Below are 17,994 nucleotides of genomic sequence, written 5' to 3'. Positions count from 1 at the left end.
CACATAAACAATAAGTTAGCGTTATCACTAAACCATTTCCGGATAATGAGGCTCATCTTGCTTCATGGATATTGACCGCTACTTTGTTGCCGCCCGACTTGCCTCTTGCATCATTGCCGCTTTGGGTAAAATCGTGCCGCATAGCATGACTCTCAATTTACGTCGATTTATCGCACTTAAGGCTTTGCACATAAGGCATCAAAAATCAGACAGTGTGTCTTAAGTCAGACTAAATATAGTTAAACAACGTTAGATCTTTGGTCTTACCGAATGCTTGTTGCGATGCCTGTAACGCTCGTGAGTTTTCACTGAACTCGATAACGGCTTTAGAGTAATCCAAATCCTCAAAGTTGCTCTTCGCTTTCGCCAGAGACAAATTAAAGTCTTCGTGGTTTTGCTCTTGGATATCGAGCGTGCTCAATCGAGCGCCAGCATCAGTACGCGCTTTATTCAAATGGATAAAAGCAGCGTGAAATTCTTCTGTCATTTGGTGCAATTTGGCGGTCGCCGACGTATCCGACACCGATTTATCTGACCACGCCATTGCATCCTTGAAGGTATCGAAAATGCTGAACTCAGCCCGCTTTTCGATCTCGATGCTGTCGCCAGGCGTAATTTGACCTTTTACGTGCACTTTCAGGCCTTTGTACTCAATGCCTTTTTCTGGAGAAAACTCATCGGCATCCACGACTTTACCGTTACGCTCTAGTTGGTAACCAAATTTGCCGTTGTTCATATCGACAAATGTCACGCGATACGCCGCATCATCCTTCGTATCAACGTTAGTGGCTCTGTTTAATAGCAACTCAGAACCGTTTTGTAGATCGTAATTCGGCTGATAATCGCCAAATGGGTTTGGTATCTCCATAAACAGCTTGCTGCCAGGATCGTTCATTGGCATCTCAAGCATGCTGGAGACTTTCATTTTGCGCTGGTAATCGTCTCCAGCGTACTGAACACTACCGTCTTTATCGCGATAGAATGGTTGGCTTTTTGGCTTAGTGCCAGCAAACACGTAGTTACCAGATTCATCTTGCGAGTTCACTAAGTTAAGGAAGTTGTTCGCAATCTCTTCTAGCTCACGCTTCTTTGCTTGTCGGTCTTCCGCAGAAAACGCACCGTTAATCATCTCCATCGTTAAGCGCTTCGACTCGTCGGCAAAGTTCTCTGCATTGGCGATATTAACTTCGTGGTTTTCTAGACGATTACGCACCAACACTATCGAGCTAAGATATTGTTGTAGCTGTTCTTGTTGCTGACTAATATTTTGAATGTAATGCGACGCAAGGGGATCGTCGCTAGGTTTCAGTAACTTTTTCCCTGAAGCAAGTTGCTCTTGGTTATGGTGAACCTTATTCTCTTGACGACGCAAATCATTTTGTACGGACTGATAGTTATGGAAACTAGAAATTCGAGTTAGCACTTATCTCTTCTCCTTACCTCAGTTGTAAAATGGTATTGAAGGTATCATTCGCCGCTTGCATCACACGTGATGAAGCCATGTACGCTTGTTGAAACTTCATCATGTTGGCCGCTTCTTCATCGAGGTTAACGCCAGAGATAGAAGCAACGCGCTCTTGTGCCGCCTCATGCTCTAAGCGAGCGACAGAGGCTAATCGGTTTGCTGTAGAAGATTTCAATCCGACTTCGGTATTGAGGTTGTGATAAACATCAATCAAAGTACTGGATTTTCCGTCCATCATCTTATCTGTTTGGATCTTCTGCATTTTTCTCAAGTTGCCATTACCACCTTCCGAAGGCACCAAGTTCGCGGTGAACTTGTCATTCATCAGCGCACCTTCGCTCAACTCAAACACGGTTGCATCGCCGTTTTTATACAGCGGATGGCTTTTCGGCACTGAGATTTCAATCATCGGGTTATCTTTGTCTAGCGGGTATGAGTATTTGTCCGATAGCAAATAGCCTTTGTTGTCCGTGATCTTTAACCATGGCTTATCATGTTTCTCGTCGGCTGGTTGTACGGTGACCTCAAATTCTTTGACATCCCCCGCCTCACGAATTTTGAACTTGGCGTTACCTTGAGCAAAAGTGGTTGAAGCTTCATAACTTTGCGCGGCAATGGCTTTTGCATCGTTGGTTTCCATCTTGATGATGGCTGCGCCACTTCGTGTTGGGCGCAACAATACGCGCTCACCAGCGGCAAGACCTTCACCAATTTGCACTTTCATACCATCCAGAACAAACGAAGAATACGATTGATCAATGTTCAACGACATTTGCTCACCTTTCGGTGTTGTCACGCTATATTGGTCGCCATCATAACGTAGCGAATATTCACCACCTTTGATCGCTGAAATATCATCAATGTAAACCGCAACATCAGCTTGAGAGTCAGGCGCAGCAAAAACTCGAGATTTTGCCACCAGCTCAGAGTTCACGTCGGTAAATACGTCTTTACCTATCTTACCGTTAAGATCCAGACCTTGAGATTGCAGCTGATTAATTTTGTAGGAGAAACCCGTCGCTAAACGGCCCATTTCATCTTGCAGTTGTGGAATGTGTTTGTCGCGCATTTCAAGCAAAGCGCCGATTTTGCCATCCATATCATCAGACTTGATCGCTTTAATGCCATCTCCTTCCACCATCGCTAAGCGTCTCTGGTGAACATCAGGATAGCCGTCAATCATTTTGAGCTGGCTTGCTTCCGTGCCAGAAACTAGCGTGTGTCCATTGCCGATGTGAACATTAAACCCTTCGGCATTTTTGCGTGGGGTTACGGTAACTTTGGTGTACTCAGATAACTCAGTAACCAGCTTTTCATGCTGGTCCATCAAATCATTATGTGGACCGGGTGTGCGCATCATTAACCGATGCACATCGCGGATTTCCAACGCAAGTTGGTTCACGCGTTCAATGCCCATATCCAATTTTTTATTGGTCACATCAGATTGCAATCGCACGGTTTCATGGAAGTCATTTAATGTATCAGAGAAGATTTTCGCCTTTTCCAATACCACTTTCCGTGCCCCCAAATCGTTCGGGGTATCTGCCATGGTTTTGACCGCATCGAACCACTCGTTCAAGTTCTCTGGGATTTTCTTCGATGCAACTGAGCTCAACATGCTAGAGAGCATATCAAGATTGTCTTGGGTATCCGTTTTGTTGGCATTGTTGGTTGACGACAAGTTCAGTTCATTCACGGCAAACTGATCCCACGAGCGGCGAACATTTTCCACATGCACACCCATGCCGTAGGTAGAACCACCAAACATGCGCGGATCATTCGTACCTTGGATAACAGACTGGCGGCTATAACCCTCTGTATTAACATTAGAAATGTTATGACCAGTGGTGTTTAATTGTCTCTGAGCAGTAAGCACACTTTGAGTACCTACATTCAGAAGATCTGACGCCATACATGCCCCCAAAAACGAAATAAAATCGGCAAAACCGATCACCTAGACACATCAAAGCAAAAGGTGTGCCAAATAAAATAGAGGTATGAATGTTCAGAAAAAGTAAAGGCTTGCACTGTGGCAAGCCTTCGAAAACAACATGAACTAACGAAGAGTAAATTACATACTTTCGATTTTCTGCTTCACCTGCAGGACTTTGTCTGCGTAATTCGGATCGGTCGCGTAACCCGCGCTGTGGATGCCGCGAATGAAGGACTCTGAATTCCCTCGCTGTTGCAATGCTGTCTCGTAACGTGGGTTGTCATTTAAAAAGCGCACAAAGTCATTAAAGCTGTCTTCGTAATTTGAGTAGGCGCGAAACGCTGCCGTCTCTTTCACTGGCGTGTTATCGTGGAACTCTAGAGTTTGAGTCGTCACTTTGTCCCCCTGCCAGCTTCGATCTGCTTTGATGTTAAATAAGTTGTTGCTGCTGCCACGCGCGTTCTTCACGACCTTTTGTCCCCACCCCGTTTCCAAAGCGGCTTGAGCAAGTAGCAGAGATGGCTCGACACCTAGGGCTTTAGCGGCTTTCTCCGCGTATGGCTTCATCGAGTTAACAAAAGATTCTGGCGAATCGAATCGAGTTGGTTCATTGCTTGGTCGAGATAGCTGACCAGATTCAATCAAGCGCTGTTCAATCTCACGCGCTTTTTTCGGGTCAACACGACGATATTCCACGGCATTATTTGCCGCATCACGCATTGCCGTTTCACTCTTGTCGTTACCTTGTCCAGCCGTTAATTGCTTAACAATCATATCGGCCAAGCCCATTGAACCAGACGAACTGAGCTCACTCGCCATCTGCTCATCGAGCATTTGTCGATAGAACTTCTCGTTCTGGCTGTTCATCATGTTGGACTCAAAGCCCTCATTGGCTTCTCGCATGGATTTCAACATCATGGAGGTGAAAATAGATTCGAACTGACGAGCTGCTGCACGCAGTGCTTCTTGCTCGCCATCTTTACCTTCCTTCACTGCTTTTTGACGCAAGGTATCCAGCGAACTGATGTCATGAATAAAACCAATGTCGTTAGGATTGTTCATTATACCTACCTCCTAACCATTAAATGATGATCAACTGGCCTTCAATGGCACCAGCTTGTTTCAATGCTTGCAAGATAGCCATCAAATCCGACGGCGCTGCGCCGACTTGGTTAACGGCACGGACCAAATCATCCAACGTTAAGCCTGGCTCAAACTTAAACATCTTGCCCTGCTCTTCGCTGACTTCGATATCCGAGTCTGGCACGACAACGGTTTGCCCACCAGAAAAGCCGTTCGGTTGGCTAACATTCAGGTTTTCTTTGATCGCAACCGTCATGCCACCATGCGTTACCGCAGCAGGTTTAAGGCGAACATGTTTACCAACTACGATGGTACCCGTGCGAGAGTTAACGATGATTTTGGCTGCGCCATCTGCTGGGTCGAACTCTAGGTTTTCAATTGCCGATAAGAACGCCACACGCTGGCTGACATCACGAGGGGCACGTACACGTACCGACGTCGCGTCTACTGCACTCGCCATTTGTGGGCCAAGGAAGTTGTTTACCGCATCCGCCATACGTTGAGCCGTTGTGAAGTCTGACTCAAGCAAGTTGAACGTGATGTAATCACCACGACCAAATGGGTTTGGAATTTCTCGCTCTACTGTCGCACCACTAGAGATAAGACCAACGGTTGGATTGTTACCTACGATTTTTGAACCGTCAGCACCTTCAGCGCTGAAGCCGCTCACCACTAAGTTACCTTGAGCAACCGCGTAAACTTGACCATCGAGACCTTTTAGGAACGTTTGCAGTAGCGTACCACCACGCAAACTTTTGGCACTTCCGATGGAAGAGACTGTCACGTCTACTTGCTGACCTGGTTTAGAGAAAGGCGGCAACTCTGCCGTTACCATGACTGCAGCAACGTTTTTAATTTTTGGCTTTGTGCCCGGCGGCATCTGAATGCCGAAGTTTTGCAGCATAGCGGCGAAACTTTGCTCCGTAAACGGGTTCGCTTCGCCTGTGCCAGGTAAGCCTGAAACCAAACCATAACCCACGAGTTGGTTGCTTCGTACACCTGCCACTTGCGCGACGTCTTTGATACGTGCAGCTTGGGCAGCGGTAGAAAACAGAGCAACGCTCATCAGTATTAAAAGGAGTTTTTTCATGCTTACTTATCTCTTGCAGTCAAATTGCCGTCAGCACGGCGTGTTATAGCGCTACATTAAAGAATCGTGCCAAGAAACCCGGCTCTTGCATATCTTGTTGTACACCGGTGCCAGAATACTGAATTCTTGCGTTAGAAACGCGGTTTGATGCAATAGTATTGTCGAAACTAATGTCATCAGGACGAATAGTGCCGCTTAAACGTATGTACTCATCACCCGTATTAAGCGTCATCCATTTTTCTCCACGGATCACGAGGTTGCCGTTTGCCAGTACTTCAATCACCTCAACAGTGATGTAACCACTGATGCTGTTACTCTGCTTAGCAGAAGAGTCACCCGCAAATGAGTTTGAGTTGTTTAAGTCATAAGAGAAATTGTATTTGCCACCAATTTGCAGCTCTTCGCCACCCACTTGAAGCGGGTCCATTTGCGCTTCATTGGTTTTCGATAAATCGGCATTGGCGCTTTTCGTGGCGCTGGTAGTCTCATCCAGTGTCACGGTAATAATGTCGCCAATACCACGTGGCTTGGAATCGTCGTAAAGATCGGTAATGTGCTCGGCGCTAAACAGTGAACCTGTTGCAGCAGCATAATGCTCAGGTTTCTTTTTCGGATGAATAGGAGCCCATGCAGGATCACCCGCAACCGGATCGCTTCTGCCACGCAGTGTATCCACGATACCGCTGCTCTCTTCTTTCGATTTATCGCCTTCTACCGCGTCAACCACCGTCGTTGCTTGTGTCACTTCATCCGTTTCAATCGGCTCTAACATGGCACAACCCGACATCGTGGCAATCAAAGCAACAAGTAGACAAATACGTTTCATCGTGAGCTCCTCAATTCTTGCTCTTAACCGTTATAACTGCTGGTTAACGAAGCTCATCATCTTATCGACTGACGAGATCACTTTTGAGTTCATTTCGTAAACGCGCTGGGCTTCGATCATGTTGACCAACTCTTCCGTTACATTCACGTTAGACGCTTCCAGCATGGATTGACGGATTTCACCCAAACCGTCCAAACCAGGAACACCTTCTTGTGGATCGCCACTAGCACCCGTTGGTAAGTAAAGGTTCTGGCCAATTGGCTCTAGGCCACCTGGGTTAACAAAGTCTGTAATGGTTAGCTGACCAACGACTTGGTTGTCTTGCTGACCACGGACGCGAACCGATACTTCACCATCCGTACCGACAGTGATAGAAATCGCATCTTCTGGAATCACAATTTCAGGTTCTACAGGGTAGCCAGAACCCGACGTGACTAACGTGCCTTCACCATTTAACGTGAACTGACCGTTACGGGTGTAACCGATGTTGCCATCCGGCAACGTCACTTGGAAGAAGCCGTCGCCTTCAACCATCATGTCCAGTGCGTTGGTCGTTGTCTGCGCATTACCATGCGTGTGCACTTTTTGCGTCGCAACCACTTTAGAACCCGCACCTAGCATCAAGCCACTCGGAAGCTCAGTGTTCTGAGATGATTGGCCGCCAGGCTGGTTGATGTTCTGATAGAACAAATCTTCGAATACCGCACGGCTCTTTTTGTAGCCCACAGTAGAGGCGTTCGCCAAGTTGTTCGAAATCGTGGCAATGTTGGTTTGCTGGGCGTCTAGACCTGTTTTACTTACCCATAGTGCTGGATGCATAGTGAACCTCTAACTCAGTTAACTCATACGAAGCAGTGAATCTGAAGATTTATCCATTTCTTCAGCTGTGCTCATCATCTTGACTTGCATTTCAAACTGACGCTGTAAGTCAATCAATGCTGTCATTTCACCTACGGCATTCACGTTACTGCCTTCAATCGCTCCTGTCTGGAGGCTAACAGTAGCGTCTGCTTCGTAAGGTTGGTTTGGAGTTTTATGGCGAAATAAGCCATTGGTGTCTTTAAACAAGCTTTGATCATTAGGCTTAACAAGCTTAATGCGATCAACCGCTTGGAATTCTTCTGCCGGGGCACCTTGAGGAAGTACAGAGATGGTGCCATCCCGACCGATTTCAATTTTAGAGAGAGGAATAGGCAAAGTAATCGGCGCATCGTTTTCACCCAGCACCAAATGACCACTTGCGTTGGTAAGCATGCCATTTTGATCGACTTTTAGGTTACCGTTACGGGTCAACCCTTCTTTACCCGTGTGATCGAGTACCGATATCCAGCCGCTGCCTTCAATAGTCACATCCAGATCACGCCCTGTTGTAATCACGCTACCTTGAGCAAAGTTATGCCCTGGACGCTCTGTCATGCTGAACACACGTGAAGGATGGCCTTCACCATAAGCCTGCATTGAGCGAGCCTGTGCTAAATCCGCACGAAACCCTGTCGTGCTTACGTTAGCCAAGTTATTAGCACGCAATTGTAGTGCCTGCATATTTTGCTTGGCCCCACTCATTGCGAGAAACAGTGCGCGATCCATAAATTACTCCAAAAACTTCTCTGTACACGGAGTAAAAGCAATAGTTATGCCAACATGAAATTAGCTTATTTATCAAATATTTAAATAAGAAACAAAAGATTAAGAGGGGTTTCAGTGGCAGAAAAGTGCAACAAGGGGCAAGGTTTTGATCCACATGGCGGCAACGGCGGCAAATCAGAGATCAAAGCATGCTTAACCTGAACTGAGGTATTTTCAGGCTAAGCATCAGATGAATGTCATGATGTTATCAAGCCAAGCGGCGAAAGCTCGCCTAACTTGATGATGCAGATTATCGGATCTGCAGGATATTTTGTTGTAGCTGGTTGTGCACTTCTAGCGAACGTGAGTTTGCTTGGAAGTTACGCTGAGCAGAAATCAGGTCCACCAGCTCCTGCGTCATATCAATGTTTGACTGTTCCAGCATACCGTTGTTGATGGTGCCAAAAGAGCCTTTGTTAGATTCACCCCAAATCTTGTCACCAGAGAACTGAGTTGAATCCCATTGCGTACCGCCCTTCTTATCTAGACCTTGCTCGTTTGGAACACGTACTAGCGCGACACGACCCAATGTGACGTTTTCACCGTTTGAGTAAGTCCCCATTACGCTGCCGTTTTCATCGAAGTCAACCTTGGTTAGGAAGCCCGTTGTTGCACCGTCTTCATCGAACTTGGTCAGTTCGAACGGAGCAGCAAACTGTGTTGCCGAGCCTAAACCGAAATTAAGCGTCTGCGCAGGATCGGCACCATTCATATCGACTGGTGTCGTGTTCGTCGCCGGATCGCCTAATGCCACAGACGTAATTGGCTGACCATTGTTCAAGCTCGCCAACGTACCATCGTTGTTGAACTTCATGGTATGACCCACATGGCCTGTTGGCGTTTGTGCATCACCTGCCGCAACATTTAAAGGCTTTTCACCTTCTTTATCTGTCACGGTGTAGTAAGTGTTCCACGTGTTTGGCTGAGTCTGATCTTTCAAGTAGTACGTCGTTAGCTTGTAAGACTGACCCATCGAGTCATAAATAGTCGAAGAGGTTGAACGGTTGTATGTATCTGGGTCTGAAAAATCAAACTGAGTTGGATCTTTCAAATCGCCGTTAGCTGGCAAGTTCACGCCCACTTCAATGTTTGCTGTTTGCTTTGGCTTACCAAATTCAGCAGGAATATTGATAGGTTGTGGCTCGTATGAAGAAACCTCACCAGAGCTTGGATCCACTTGGTAACCTAATAAGAACTCATCGTTCGCGGTCACCATGTAGTTTTCTTTATTTAAATGAAATGCACCATTACGTGTCAGTTCATTCTGTTGTGGAGTCAGACGCTCCTTCGCCACGGCGAAGAAACCTGTACCCGAAACACGCAAATCCATTGGGTTGTTGGTGTAAATGCTTGAGCCTTCATGGAACTGCTGCGCCACTTGGCTTGCTTGCGCACCACCACCCGGTGTGGTTTTTGCGTTAGTAAATAAAGAGTTAGAGTAAACATCAGCAAACTCAGCACGGGACTCTTTAAAGCCGTACGTGTTGGCGTTCGCAATGTTGTTACTGGTGGTGTTCAAATCCAGTTGGGCGGCGGACAAACCGCTTAAAGATACATATGACATTCCAAAATCTCCTAATCTAGCGAGCTATGACTACGCTTTGCCGACTTCCAAAACTTCTGCAAGTCGAACTGGCGATTCAAAACCAGCCAGATTGAGTAATACGTTTCCGTCACCTTTGCCGAGCAATACGCTGTTTACGTTGGCGTATGTCGATACTGGGAACTCTTGCGACTCCCCCTCAACTAAGCCAGACGCTTTCACTTTGTATTTGCCAGCAGGCAGTGGATTTCCGCTTTCATCTTTACCGTCCCAAAGCACACGCGTGTCGCCGGCTGGTTTCGCCCCTACCTCAAAAGTACGAACCAGTTGGCCAGCTTCATCCTCTACACGAACAAACAGATTATCGATAGATTGTGAAAGCTTAACCATTGCCGCCATTGGCGCGTCGTCCTGCTTCACACCTGCCGCTCCTGGGACCAATACGTCACGCCCTACCAAAGAGGAAGCTTGTAACGCTTGGTTTGATGTCATTGACGAGTTCAAACTCTCAAACTGAGTATTCATCTTGCCGATGCCATCAACGGTCGCAAATGAAGCCATTTGCGCAATCATCTGGTCATTACTTACCGGCTTAAAAGGGTCCTGTTGAGACAATTGCTTCGTGAGCAATGATAAGAAGTCTTCCTGTTTTAGGTCTTGCTTACCCGTGCTCTCTTCCGTCTTCTTGTTGCTCTCTTGTAGACTTTTAAGCTGGTCGATATAGGACAAGCCGCTTTGACCAACGTTGTTAATTCCGGCCATACGCTACCTCCTTATCCTTATTGACCCATCTGCAGCGTACGCAGCAGCATTTGTTTACTAGAATCCGCTACTTGCACATTGGTTTGGTATGCGCGAGAAGCTGAAATCATGTTCGCCATTTCTTCCATTACATTCACGTTCGGCTTGTAGATGTAGCCTTCTTCGTTTGCAAGGGGATGGTCTGGGTTGTACTCCGCACTCAGCGGTTTATCGCTTTCTACAATGCCCATCACTTTCACTGGCACCGTATCACCGCCACGCATGGCGTTACTTAACTCAGCTCCAAACACAGCATGGCGCGCTTTATAAGTGTCTTTTGCAGAGCTGCTGACACTGTCGGCGTTCGCCAAGTTGCTTGAGGTAGTGTTCAGACGAACGGATTCAGCGCTCATTGCGGAACCTGTCACATTGAAAACGTTAAATAAGCTCATCTAAATTATTCCCCTTTGATTGCTTTGGTTAAGTTCTTGAATTTGCTGCCTAGAAAGTCGAGTGATGCTTGGTGTCTGATTTGGTTTTGCATAAACAAGTTACGCTCTAAATCCAAATCAACCGTGTTGCCATCACCCGTATCAGGTTGCGTAGGAAGACGATATAGCTTGTCCCCGACCAACGTTGTAGTGGCAGGAATATGCCGACCATCCGTACGACTAAGACCAATGCTTGCCCCAGATGTTGCCGCTTGCAATTCCTTCGCAAAGTCTAAACCTCTTGCTTTGTAACCAGGCGTGTTGGCTTGTGCAATGTTGGTGGAAATCACCTCAGCATTGCGCTCACGTACGCCCACCGTGTGCTGGTGGATGCCTAGTGCATTGTCAAAAGATATAGCCATGTTTGCCTCTACAATTAAGAACTGACCGTGATTGATAACCAAAAAGCAATTAGCATGCCAAAAACATAAAGCGCTCTATCTACTTAATAGCTATCACCCATTGGAATAGCAATAAGTGAGCCAAAGTGACTGGAATGTCATGTCGTTTCACTTTGTTCACTTAATAAAGATACACCGTGATGAGGGAACAAAGCAAAATCGCGCTTCAATTTAGCAAGTGAAAACGTGGAAACACTCGAAGGCAGGAAACCAGCAAACAAAAAAGCCTGACACGAGGTCAGGCTTTTTATCAATGAAGAGATACCGCTATTTAAGCTTGTAAATGATACCCGGATTACAGCGCACCATTTCAAATTTATCAGTCAGACCAGTTAGCGACTCTGATGCCCCTAACAGCAGATAACCACCTGGGTTTAAGCTGCTCGCCATTTGGTTAAGCACTTTTGATTTCATTTCCGGTGAGAAGTAAATCAGCACGTTGCGACAAAAAATAATGTCGAACTTACCCATCAGTGCATAACTGTCCATCAAGTTTTGTGGACGAAAGTTCACCAAACGTTTGACGTTGTCTTTGACTTTCATACGGCCACCGTCCGCATTCTCAAAGAAGGTGCGGCGACGTTCTGGTGAAAGTCCGCGCCCTAGAGCCAAATTGTCATACACACCTGCACGACACATTTCGAGCATACTTGCTGAAATGTCTGTTGCTGTAATAGACACGTTTGGTAACAAACCCGGCTTGCGCTGTTGCGTTTCCAGAATCGTCATTGCAATAGAATACGGCTCTTGGCCCGATGAACTGGCTGCAGACCAGATCTTGATTGGGCGCTTGCTTGCCGCTACTTCTGGCAATAATTTGTCAGCTAAAACTGTGAACGGATAAGTATCTCGAAACCACAAGGTTTCGTTAGTCGTCATCGCGTCCACAGCGGCCACTCGTAATTCACGATTGCGCCCTGTAACAACATCACGTAGCAAATCTGATAACGATGCGAGCTTAAACTTCGTCACTAAAGGACTCAGTCGGCTACGCACAAGATATTGCTTGCTATCACCTAACACGATGCCACATTGCGATTCTAGAAAACGGCTAAAGTCACGATACTCTTGATCACTGATTGTAATAGCAGTCATTAATGTCTCTTTTATTGTGTTAATGCAGATTTAACCGCGTTACCCAATTCATCTGGGTTAAATTTCGCAATGAAGGTATTGGCACCTACACGCTCAACCATAGCCTGGTTGAATACACCACTTAATGAAGAATGGAGGATAACATAAAGGTCTTTCAAATCGGCATGTCTGCGAATTTCAGCCGTTAAGGTATAGCCGTCCATTTCTGGCATTTCAATATCGGAAATAACCAACGAAATTTGATCGTAGATATTGCCTTCTTGAGCCATTTCAATCAACTTATTGTACGCTTCTTTGCCATCTTTGACAGATACGACCTCGAAACCGATTGATGTAATCGCACGCTCTACCTGTTTACGCGCGACAGTCGAGTCATCAGCAATCAATATACGGCGTACAATAGGCTTTTCTTGTTCTGCTTGCGCGATTTCTTCACCGATAGCGGAATCCATCGTTTCATCAACCGGCGCAATCTCTGCCAGGATTTTTTCAACGTCAAGGATTTCAACCAGCTCGTTGTCGATGTTCGTCACTGCGGTCAAGTAGTGCGCTTTACCCGCACCGTCTGGCGGTGGCAAAATCGCTTCCCAATGCATATTGATAATACGCTCAACCGATGATACCAAAAATGCTTGGATCGTACGGTTAAATTCTGCGATAACAACAAAACATTTATCCAGATCAGTGGTTGGGCGGCCACCAATTGCCAGGCTCAAATCAATAACGGACACGGTATGGCCGCGGATATGAGCGATACCTTTTACCAGCGGGTGTAGATTTGGCATTGAAGTCAGCTTAGGGCACTGCAGTACTTCTTTCACTTTGAATACGTTAATGCCGTAGCGCTGTCGGCCCATCAGTCGAAAGGTCAATAATTCCAATCGGTTCTGACCGACGAGTTGCGTACGCTGATTCACCGAGTCAAGAATCCCCGTCATATGCTCATCTCCATCTCAAACTTTTTGTTTTTAAATGATACTCTACCACTGGCAAGCACGATACCAGGGAGACAGTATGGCGTATTTCACTTTCACTTCGACACCATTGACTATGACAATATGTAGAGCGCTAATTACAAAGTACGCTAAGTCTATCGGCATTTTGCTCAGTATGTTTAGCTTTTTTGTTCATTCAGCTTCAGATAATCAGATCGAGCAAATAAAAACGGCAGCAGAACAACATATTCTTGCTACAGTTGATCAGCCTGATGGTGGCGAGCTATCTGTTAATGCGGCAGATATCGACTCGAGAATAAAAGCAACGGATTGCCCAGTACCCCTGGATACGTCAGCTTCTTCCACCAGCAGTACTCGAAGCAACATCAATGTTCTAGTGGAATGCCCCCCGGATGACTGGAAAGTCTATGTGCCTGTACGGATCTCGGTATCAGTGCCAATGATCGTCGCAACACGAACACTAGGGAGAGGAGAAATCGTCAGCGCGTCGGATGTCACCACTTCCATGATCGAGCTGCAGCGCTTTCGCAAAGATGGCTTTTCTAACTACGATCAAGTGGTTGGCGCAAAGCTAAAACGCAATGTTCGCCTAGGTGATGTTGTTGAACGTAATGATGTCTGTGTCGTTTGCCGGAATGAAAAGGTCACAATTAAAGCGGTAAATTCTGGCATGACAATCACCACGCAAGGCACAGCATTGCAAGATGGTGCGGCTGGCGATCAAGTAAGAGTGAAAAATGATAAGTCACAGCGTATAATAGAAGGCATAGTGACTGGCATTGCGGAAATCACTGTTAATTTTTAACACCCACTGGTAGCGTGTTTAAACTGATCAATAAAAATGCAAAAAATGACTAAAGTTATTTTTGCACTGGTCGATAGTCTGGATACCAGTATTACGATACAAGGCAAAGGTTAAACATGGCAGGTATAGATAATATACGTTCAGGGCAAATGATGACGACGACAAGTCGTGCACCTGCGCGTAACGATTCCAATGCTACCAGCACGACTGAATCGAAAAAAGCACCCGCACAACAAGACGCTGTATCACTCAGCCAGCAAAGCAAAGCCGTTAGCAAACTTCAAAAAGATATGGCAGCTTCTCCGGCCTATGACAGCGCCAAAGTGGCGGCAATCAAAGAAGCAATCACAAACGGTTCATACAAAGTCGATCCTGAAAAATTGGCCGACAACATGATTAAGTTTGAAAACGAATTGCAAGGCAAAAGCTAGCTGACTTAGGCCGAAGGTAAGTATTTTATGGCAGCATTAGTCGATCTCGTCAATTTCCAACTAGAAAATGCTAAGGCACTTTCTGCTGTTTTGCGTCAAGAAACACAAGCGATAACTGCGCGTGTCTCTACCGAGATTGAGAGTATTGCCAAACAGAAGATGACACTCATTGATCAGCTTAGAACAACTGATCAGCGAATCGCCTCTCACCCGCACGTCAATCAACTTACTGAAGATGAGCACCTAAGTCAGGTTGTTGCTCAAATCCAATCGATCGTCCTCGACTGTCAACAAGTCAACAAAGTAAATGGTGAATCGCTTAGTCGCGCACAGCTGAGTTTCAATAAACTCAATAACATGCTTCAGCGAACTCATGGCAAAGTGGGCATGACCTACAATGCCGGTGGCAAAACCCATACTATTTCGACACTTGGCACCAATATAAAAGCCTAAACGTCACTCCTGCCCCACCATCTCTAGAATGTAGATATAAAAAAGCGACTCATTGTTGCCAATCAGCCGCGGGAAAGATTATCTGGTCTTCTGAAGTAATGCGCTTAGTGCATTAGAACAAGGTTTGTTGACGCTTCTCAGGCACCTGTTGAACTTCTCCGTAATCACGTAGCTTATCCATTTTACGAATATCCAGACGCAACTCTGTAACGTAACTGTCCTCAACAAGATAACTACGCACAACTTCTGCACCACGAATTACACCATCGACCGCACCAGTGGTACTTTCAATACCCAAACGCTGGTCTTGCAGTTCGGCACGTCCACTAACACGCATGCCATAAACTTGTTCTGCTAGCTCACGATAAGCATCAATTTTTGATGCGCGCATCGCTCGTACACGCTTCTCTTCTACTGTGCGGCCAGTTTGCTCACTGACACTCGCATAACCCACTGCCACTAAGATTTCATCTTGACGCATCTGTTGTAGTGGCTGACACCCCACTAATATCAGTGTGGCAATAATAAATAATAACTTCTTCATGCTTCTATCCTATGGACGCAGAATCACAGTGTACGGCTGACGAATGGTTGGGTCTGAGCGAATCAACACGCCATCTTGCGTACGGATACTGTTTAACGTATCTAAGTCACGACCAATACGGTCAGCCGGAAGGAAACCCTGCGCCGTTGCTACAACCACACGGCTCTGCATACCGACCACACGTGCATTGACCAGAACCCCGCCCTCTTGGCGCAGCATCGTGCCGGTCAGTACATACTGAATTTGTTGCTCTTGCGCCAGATCTTGCCAATCACGGCTTAAAGCAAAATCGCCCTGCTGCGTCACTTGGATAGAGCCCGTAGTTTTGAAATCAACCACTTTAAACCCTCGGCGCTGGAACTGATGGATAAAACCTTCCGAGACCGAGTTACCTAACCAGTTTGTTGCATCCATATTTTGTAGATCAACAAACGAGGTAATCGCAATCGGTGTCCGCGCAGATACCGCCACATTAGAAACCATCAGGTCTTCGGTCATGCTTTCAATGAAAAAGTCCATCGTATGACGTGGACTATCCATAAGCATGAACTGGCTTCCCGAGTACGGTTCTTTACCATTGTAAATCGGTGAGTACGCGCACGATGTCAGAAGCGTCATCATCGATGCGGCGACAAGCCACTTTTTCATGGTTTGATTCTCCAGATAATCTGCGGTGATACTGTTCTTGATTAATTCCTTTCTAAGAAAGTGAATATTGGAACAGTCTTTGCTTTTCTTTGTTTGCCTAACGAAGAAAAATCCACCAAACTTCACTGAAATTGTTAAAGCAATATTTATACCCGAACGGTTGTAATCAATGAAAAAAATATTAAACAGTCTGTTTTCAATCACTTTAGTGATGCTTGTGCCTTTTAAAGTAATGGCATCTTGGTATGAAGTCACAGGCGTTGCCACTATCGTTTCTTCAGAAGAGACGGCAAGGCTCCATGCGTTGGAAGACGCGCTGTTCAAAGCCGTCAATTTTTCGGGCGCAGATATTGGCAGTATTAGCAACTTGATGCCGCTATTAGAAGAAAGCCGCAACGAATACCAGTTTACCAATCATGAAGTCCGTTACATTTTGGTCGAGTCTGAACGCAAACGTCGCGGTAAAGTCGAGGTAAAAATCCGCGTTGATATTTATCCATCGGCAACGGGTTGCCACACCGATCAATACAAAAAGACAATGCTGGTCGGCAATATTGAGGTCGCATCACCACAACAAGCAGTGATGGGACAAATTTATCAAGTTGGTGACGATTTTAGCCACGTAGTGAACCGCCAACTTGATCAAACCTCACGCAGCTTTGTGTCTGTTGGTACAACGGACTATTCAATAAGCAGCAACTATCCTGCTCGCACTCAAATGATCGCGCAAGACAATGGCGCACAATACATCATTGGAGGGGTCATTACCGATCTCACTGCAACGGTCGAATCTCAGCTACTGCAAGATGACATCATCAATCGTCAGTTTGCGTTAGAGATGAAAGTATTTGATGGTAAAACTGGCCATGAAGTCTTCAACAAAGCCTACCGTGAAGTGGCGCGTTGGCCATTTGCCAAAACGAGCCAAGTAGATACTCGCAGTGCGCGCTTTTGGGCGTCGACCTATGGCGAGATGATGCTTCGCGTTAGTCGCAATATTATGTTGGATCTGGAGTCGGAGCTATCTTGCAAAATTACACTGCCAGAGGTTGTGGCAGTCTTCGGTAATACCGTAACGATGGATCTCGGCCGTATGCACGGCGTAAAAGAGGGAGACAAATTACAGCTTTGGCACACCGCGTCGTTTATCGACCAAAATGGATTACCAAGAAACAAAGTCTCGCAAAGCGAAATTACATTAACGGTATCACGCATATACGAACACGAAGCGGAACTGACGATTGATCAGCCAAATTTAGCGTCTAGCGTTCAAATTGGCGACGTAATGAACAAGATCCTATAAAAGCAAACATTAAGTCTTGAGATATGCTCACTTTTGAATATCATAGGCAGCGCATCTTATTTGATTATACCAATGACCGTAGCGAATCGTTCACGTGATGCTGATACAGATCTAGGTAGATTGCTAGATTTGAACTCAGTAAAACAGTGCAATGAACTGCAACTATTGGTATTACGCCCCCATGGCACAGCTGGATAGCGCAGTCCCCTCCTAAGGGACAGGTCGTAGGTTCGAATCCTACTGGGGGCGCCATATCATAGCCTTAGTTCCCACTTGAGCTAAGGCTTTTTTGTATCCACTATTTCGAGCTTCACAGAGCGTTTCCAAGTAACGTGTGAGACAATTTCCTCAGTAATCAATATGCTCGCCTCGCTCCTTTACTCGACGAGATAAAACCTTTTACTGTTCCGACCTCTTCCCCTTGAAATCATTTCAACAAGCCCTATTTACAGTTTTGTATTTTATTACTTTAATTATCTATGAGTTTTGCTTACCCTTTTAGCTATTAATAAAATTATTAGTTAGCACTATGTCTAAGAGCAATTTAATAACTAACACTG

General features: G+C 45.9%; 19 protein-coding genes and 1 tRNA gene. 5 read left to right on the top strand and 15 right to left on the bottom strand.

Annotation, left to right across the window (positions count from 1 at the left end; genetic code table 11):
* Positions 1-229: 229 nt before the first annotated feature.
* The 13 genes from flgL to CAG69_RS02275 all read right to left on the bottom strand — a co-directional run bounded on the left by flgL (position 230) and on the right by CAG69_RS02275 (position 13,232).
* On the bottom strand, positions 230-1,423 hold the full coding sequence (gene flgL / locus CAG69_RS02335) for a flagellar hook-associated protein FlgL (RefSeq protein WP_005393113.1): 1,194 nt from the start codon (positions 1,421-1,423) through the stop codon (positions 230-232).
* Positions 1,424-1,436: 13 nt separating this feature from the next.
* Entirely contained in the window at positions 1,437-3,377 is a 1,941-nt protein-coding gene (gene flgK, locus CAG69_RS02330) for a flagellar hook-associated protein FlgK (RefSeq protein WP_161442550.1), read from the bottom strand.
* A gap of 159 nt (positions 3,378-3,536) precedes the next feature.
* Positions 3,537-4,463: a flagellar assembly peptidoglycan hydrolase FlgJ gene (flgJ, locus tag CAG69_RS02325; protein WP_046874278.1), complete on the bottom strand. Its 927-nt coding sequence runs from the start codon at positions 4,461-4,463 to the stop codon at positions 3,537-3,539.
* Positions 4,464-4,479: 16 nt separating this feature from the next.
* Positions 4,480-5,571, bottom strand: a complete 1,092-nt coding sequence (locus tag CAG69_RS02320) for a flagellar basal body P-ring protein FlgI (RefSeq protein ID WP_006743028.1) — start codon at positions 5,569-5,571, stop codon at positions 4,480-4,482.
* 43 nt (positions 5,572-5,614) lie between these two features.
* Positions 5,615-6,397 (bottom strand): flagellar basal body L-ring protein FlgH, encoded by a 783-nt coding sequence (gene flgH, locus CAG69_RS02315; protein WP_161442548.1) that lies wholly within the window; start codon positions 6,395-6,397, stop codon positions 5,615-5,617.
* Between the two features lie 30 nt (positions 6,398-6,427).
* On the bottom strand, positions 6,428-7,216 hold the full coding sequence (gene flgG / locus CAG69_RS02310; RefSeq protein ID WP_005382032.1) for a flagellar basal-body rod protein FlgG: 789 nt from the start codon (positions 7,214-7,216) through the stop codon (positions 6,428-6,430).
* An 18-nt stretch (positions 7,217-7,234) separates the two neighbouring features.
* On the bottom strand, positions 7,235-7,984 hold the full coding sequence (flgF, locus tag CAG69_RS02305) for a flagellar basal-body rod protein FlgF (protein ID WP_005382031.1): 750 nt from the start codon (positions 7,982-7,984) through the stop codon (positions 7,235-7,237).
* Positions 7,985-8,273: 289 nt separating this feature from the next.
* Positions 8,274-9,587: a flagellar hook protein FlgE gene (flgE, locus tag CAG69_RS02300; RefSeq protein WP_005393123.1), complete on the bottom strand. Its 1,314-nt coding sequence runs from the start codon at positions 9,585-9,587 to the stop codon at positions 8,274-8,276.
* 30 nt (positions 9,588-9,617) lie between these two features.
* Positions 9,618-10,328: a flagellar hook assembly protein FlgD gene (flgD, locus tag CAG69_RS02295; protein WP_005393125.1), complete on the bottom strand. Its 711-nt coding sequence runs from the start codon at positions 10,326-10,328 to the stop codon at positions 9,618-9,620.
* A 17-nt stretch (positions 10,329-10,345) separates the two neighbouring features.
* The gene (gene flgC / locus CAG69_RS02290) at positions 10,346-10,759 is read right to left on the bottom strand and encodes a flagellar basal body rod protein FlgC (RefSeq protein WP_005393132.1); all 414 of its coding nucleotides are present in this window, start codon (positions 10,757-10,759) and stop codon (positions 10,346-10,348) included.
* Between the two features lie 5 nt (positions 10,760-10,764).
* Complete coding sequence (gene flgB, locus CAG69_RS02285) at positions 10,765-11,160, bottom strand: flagellar basal body rod protein FlgB (protein ID WP_005382026.1); 396 nt, start codon at positions 11,158-11,160, stop codon at positions 10,765-10,767.
* 306 nt (positions 11,161-11,466) lie between these two features.
* Complete coding sequence (locus CAG69_RS02280) at positions 11,467-12,294, bottom strand: CheR family methyltransferase (RefSeq protein WP_005382024.1); 828 nt, start codon at positions 12,292-12,294, stop codon at positions 11,467-11,469.
* Between the two features lie 11 nt (positions 12,295-12,305).
* Positions 12,306-13,232: a chemotaxis protein CheV gene (locus CAG69_RS02275; RefSeq protein WP_005382022.1), complete on the bottom strand. Its 927-nt coding sequence runs from the start codon at positions 13,230-13,232 to the stop codon at positions 12,306-12,308.
* Between the two features lie 76 nt (positions 13,233-13,308).
* On the opposite strand from CAG69_RS02275, the gene flgA reads away from it, so the two are divergent.
* From flgA to CAG69_RS02260, 3 genes are all read left to right on the top strand, one after another.
* Positions 13,309-14,055 carry a flagellar basal body P-ring formation chaperone FlgA gene (gene flgA / locus CAG69_RS02270; protein ID WP_005393139.1) on the top strand — a complete coding sequence of 249 codons (747 nt, stop codon included), beginning with the start codon at positions 13,309-13,311 and terminating at the stop codon, positions 14,053-14,055.
* A gap of 116 nt (positions 14,056-14,171) precedes the next feature.
* Complete coding sequence (flgM, locus tag CAG69_RS02265) at positions 14,172-14,486, top strand: flagellar biosynthesis anti-sigma factor FlgM (RefSeq protein WP_005382018.1); 315 nt, start codon at positions 14,172-14,174, stop codon at positions 14,484-14,486.
* 27 nt (positions 14,487-14,513) lie between these two features.
* The gene (locus CAG69_RS02260) at positions 14,514-14,939 is read left to right on the top strand and encodes a flagella synthesis protein FlgN (RefSeq protein WP_046874280.1); all 426 of its coding nucleotides are present in this window, start codon (positions 14,514-14,516) and stop codon (positions 14,937-14,939) included.
* Between the two features lie 112 nt (positions 14,940-15,051).
* Here CAG69_RS02260 and flgP read toward each other — a convergent pair whose 3' ends face one another.
* Positions 15,052-15,483, bottom strand: coding sequence for a flagellar assembly lipoprotein FlgP (flgP, locus tag CAG69_RS02255; RefSeq protein WP_005393144.1), 432 nt, complete (start codon positions 15,481-15,483; stop codon positions 15,052-15,054).
* Positions 15,484-15,492: 9 nt separating this feature from the next.
* Positions 15,493-16,131, bottom strand: a complete 639-nt coding sequence (locus tag CAG69_RS02250) for a FlgO family outer membrane protein (RefSeq protein WP_005382013.1) — start codon at positions 16,129-16,131, stop codon at positions 15,493-15,495.
* A 169-nt stretch (positions 16,132-16,300) separates the two neighbouring features.
* Here CAG69_RS02250 and CAG69_RS02245 point away from each other — a divergent pair, with 169 nt between their 5' ends.
* Both CAG69_RS02245 and CAG69_RS02240 read left to right on the top strand, forming a co-directional pair.
* A complete protein-coding gene (locus tag CAG69_RS02245; protein WP_161442546.1) occupies positions 16,301-17,434 on the top strand; it encodes a flagellar assembly protein FlgT in 1,134 nt (377 codons plus the stop codon).
* Between the two features lie 175 nt (positions 17,435-17,609).
* A tRNA-Arg gene (locus CAG69_RS02240) sits at positions 17,610-17,686 on the top strand.
* The last annotated feature ends 308 nt before the right edge of the window (positions 17,687-17,994 follow it).

Source organism: Vibrio sp. V43_P6S15P86 (genome assembly GCF_009904725.1).
Classification (GTDB): domain Bacteria; phylum Pseudomonadota; class Gammaproteobacteria; order Enterobacterales; family Vibrionaceae; genus Vibrio; species Vibrio diabolicus.
Note: the sequence above shows the minus strand (reverse complement) of the source record. Positions and strands in the feature narration are given on the sequence as shown.

Coding starts and splice junctions, on each gene's coding strand:
- CAG69_RS02280 (WP_005382024.1), bottom strand. CDS start 12,294: ATGACTGCTATTACAATCAGTGATCAAGAGTATCGTGACTTTAGCCGT.
- CAG69_RS02250 (WP_005382013.1), bottom strand. CDS start 16,131: ATGAAAAAGTGGCTTGTCGCCGCATCGATGATGACGCTTCTGACATCG.
- flgP (WP_005393144.1), bottom strand. CDS start 15,483: ATGAAGAAGTTATTATTTATTATTGCCACACTGATATTAGTGGGGTGT.
- CAG69_RS02245 (WP_161442546.1), top strand. CDS start 16,301: ATGAAAAAAATATTAAACAGTCTGTTTTCAATCACTTTAGTGATGCTT.
- flgG (WP_005382032.1), bottom strand. CDS start 7,216: ATGCATCCAGCACTATGGGTAAGTAAAACAGGTCTAGACGCCCAGCAA.
- flgK (WP_161442550.1), bottom strand. CDS start 3,377: ATGGCGTCAGATCTTCTGAATGTAGGTACTCAAAGTGTGCTTACTGCT.
- CAG69_RS02320 (WP_006743028.1), bottom strand. CDS start 5,571: ATGAAAAAACTCCTTTTAATACTGATGAGCGTTGCTCTGTTTTCTACC.
- flgC (WP_005393132.1), bottom strand. CDS start 10,759: ATGAGCTTATTTAACGTTTTCAATGTGACAGGTTCCGCAATGAGCGCT.
- CAG69_RS02275 (WP_005382022.1), bottom strand. CDS start 13,232: ATGACGGGGATTCTTGACTCGGTGAATCAGCGTACGCAACTCGTCGGT.
- flgH (WP_161442548.1), bottom strand. CDS start 6,397: ATGAAACGTATTTGTCTACTTGTTGCTTTGATTGCCACGATGTCGGGT.
- flgA (WP_005393139.1), top strand. CDS start 13,309: ATGGCGTATTTCACTTTCACTTCGACACCATTGACTATGACAATATGT.
- flgB (WP_005382026.1), bottom strand. CDS start 11,160: ATGGCTATATCTTTTGACAATGCACTAGGCATCCACCAGCACACGGTG.
- flgM (WP_005382018.1), top strand. CDS start 14,172: ATGGCAGGTATAGATAATATACGTTCAGGGCAAATGATGACGACGACA.
- flgD (WP_005393125.1), bottom strand. CDS start 10,328: ATGGCCGGAATTAACAACGTTGGTCAAAGCGGCTTGTCCTATATCGAC.
- CAG69_RS02260 (WP_046874280.1), top strand. CDS start 14,514: ATGGCAGCATTAGTCGATCTCGTCAATTTCCAACTAGAAAATGCTAAG.
- flgE (WP_005393123.1), bottom strand. CDS start 9,587: ATGTCATATGTATCTTTAAGCGGTTTGTCCGCCGCCCAACTGGATTTG.
- flgF (WP_005382031.1), bottom strand. CDS start 7,984: ATGGATCGCGCACTGTTTCTCGCAATGAGTGGGGCCAAGCAAAATATG.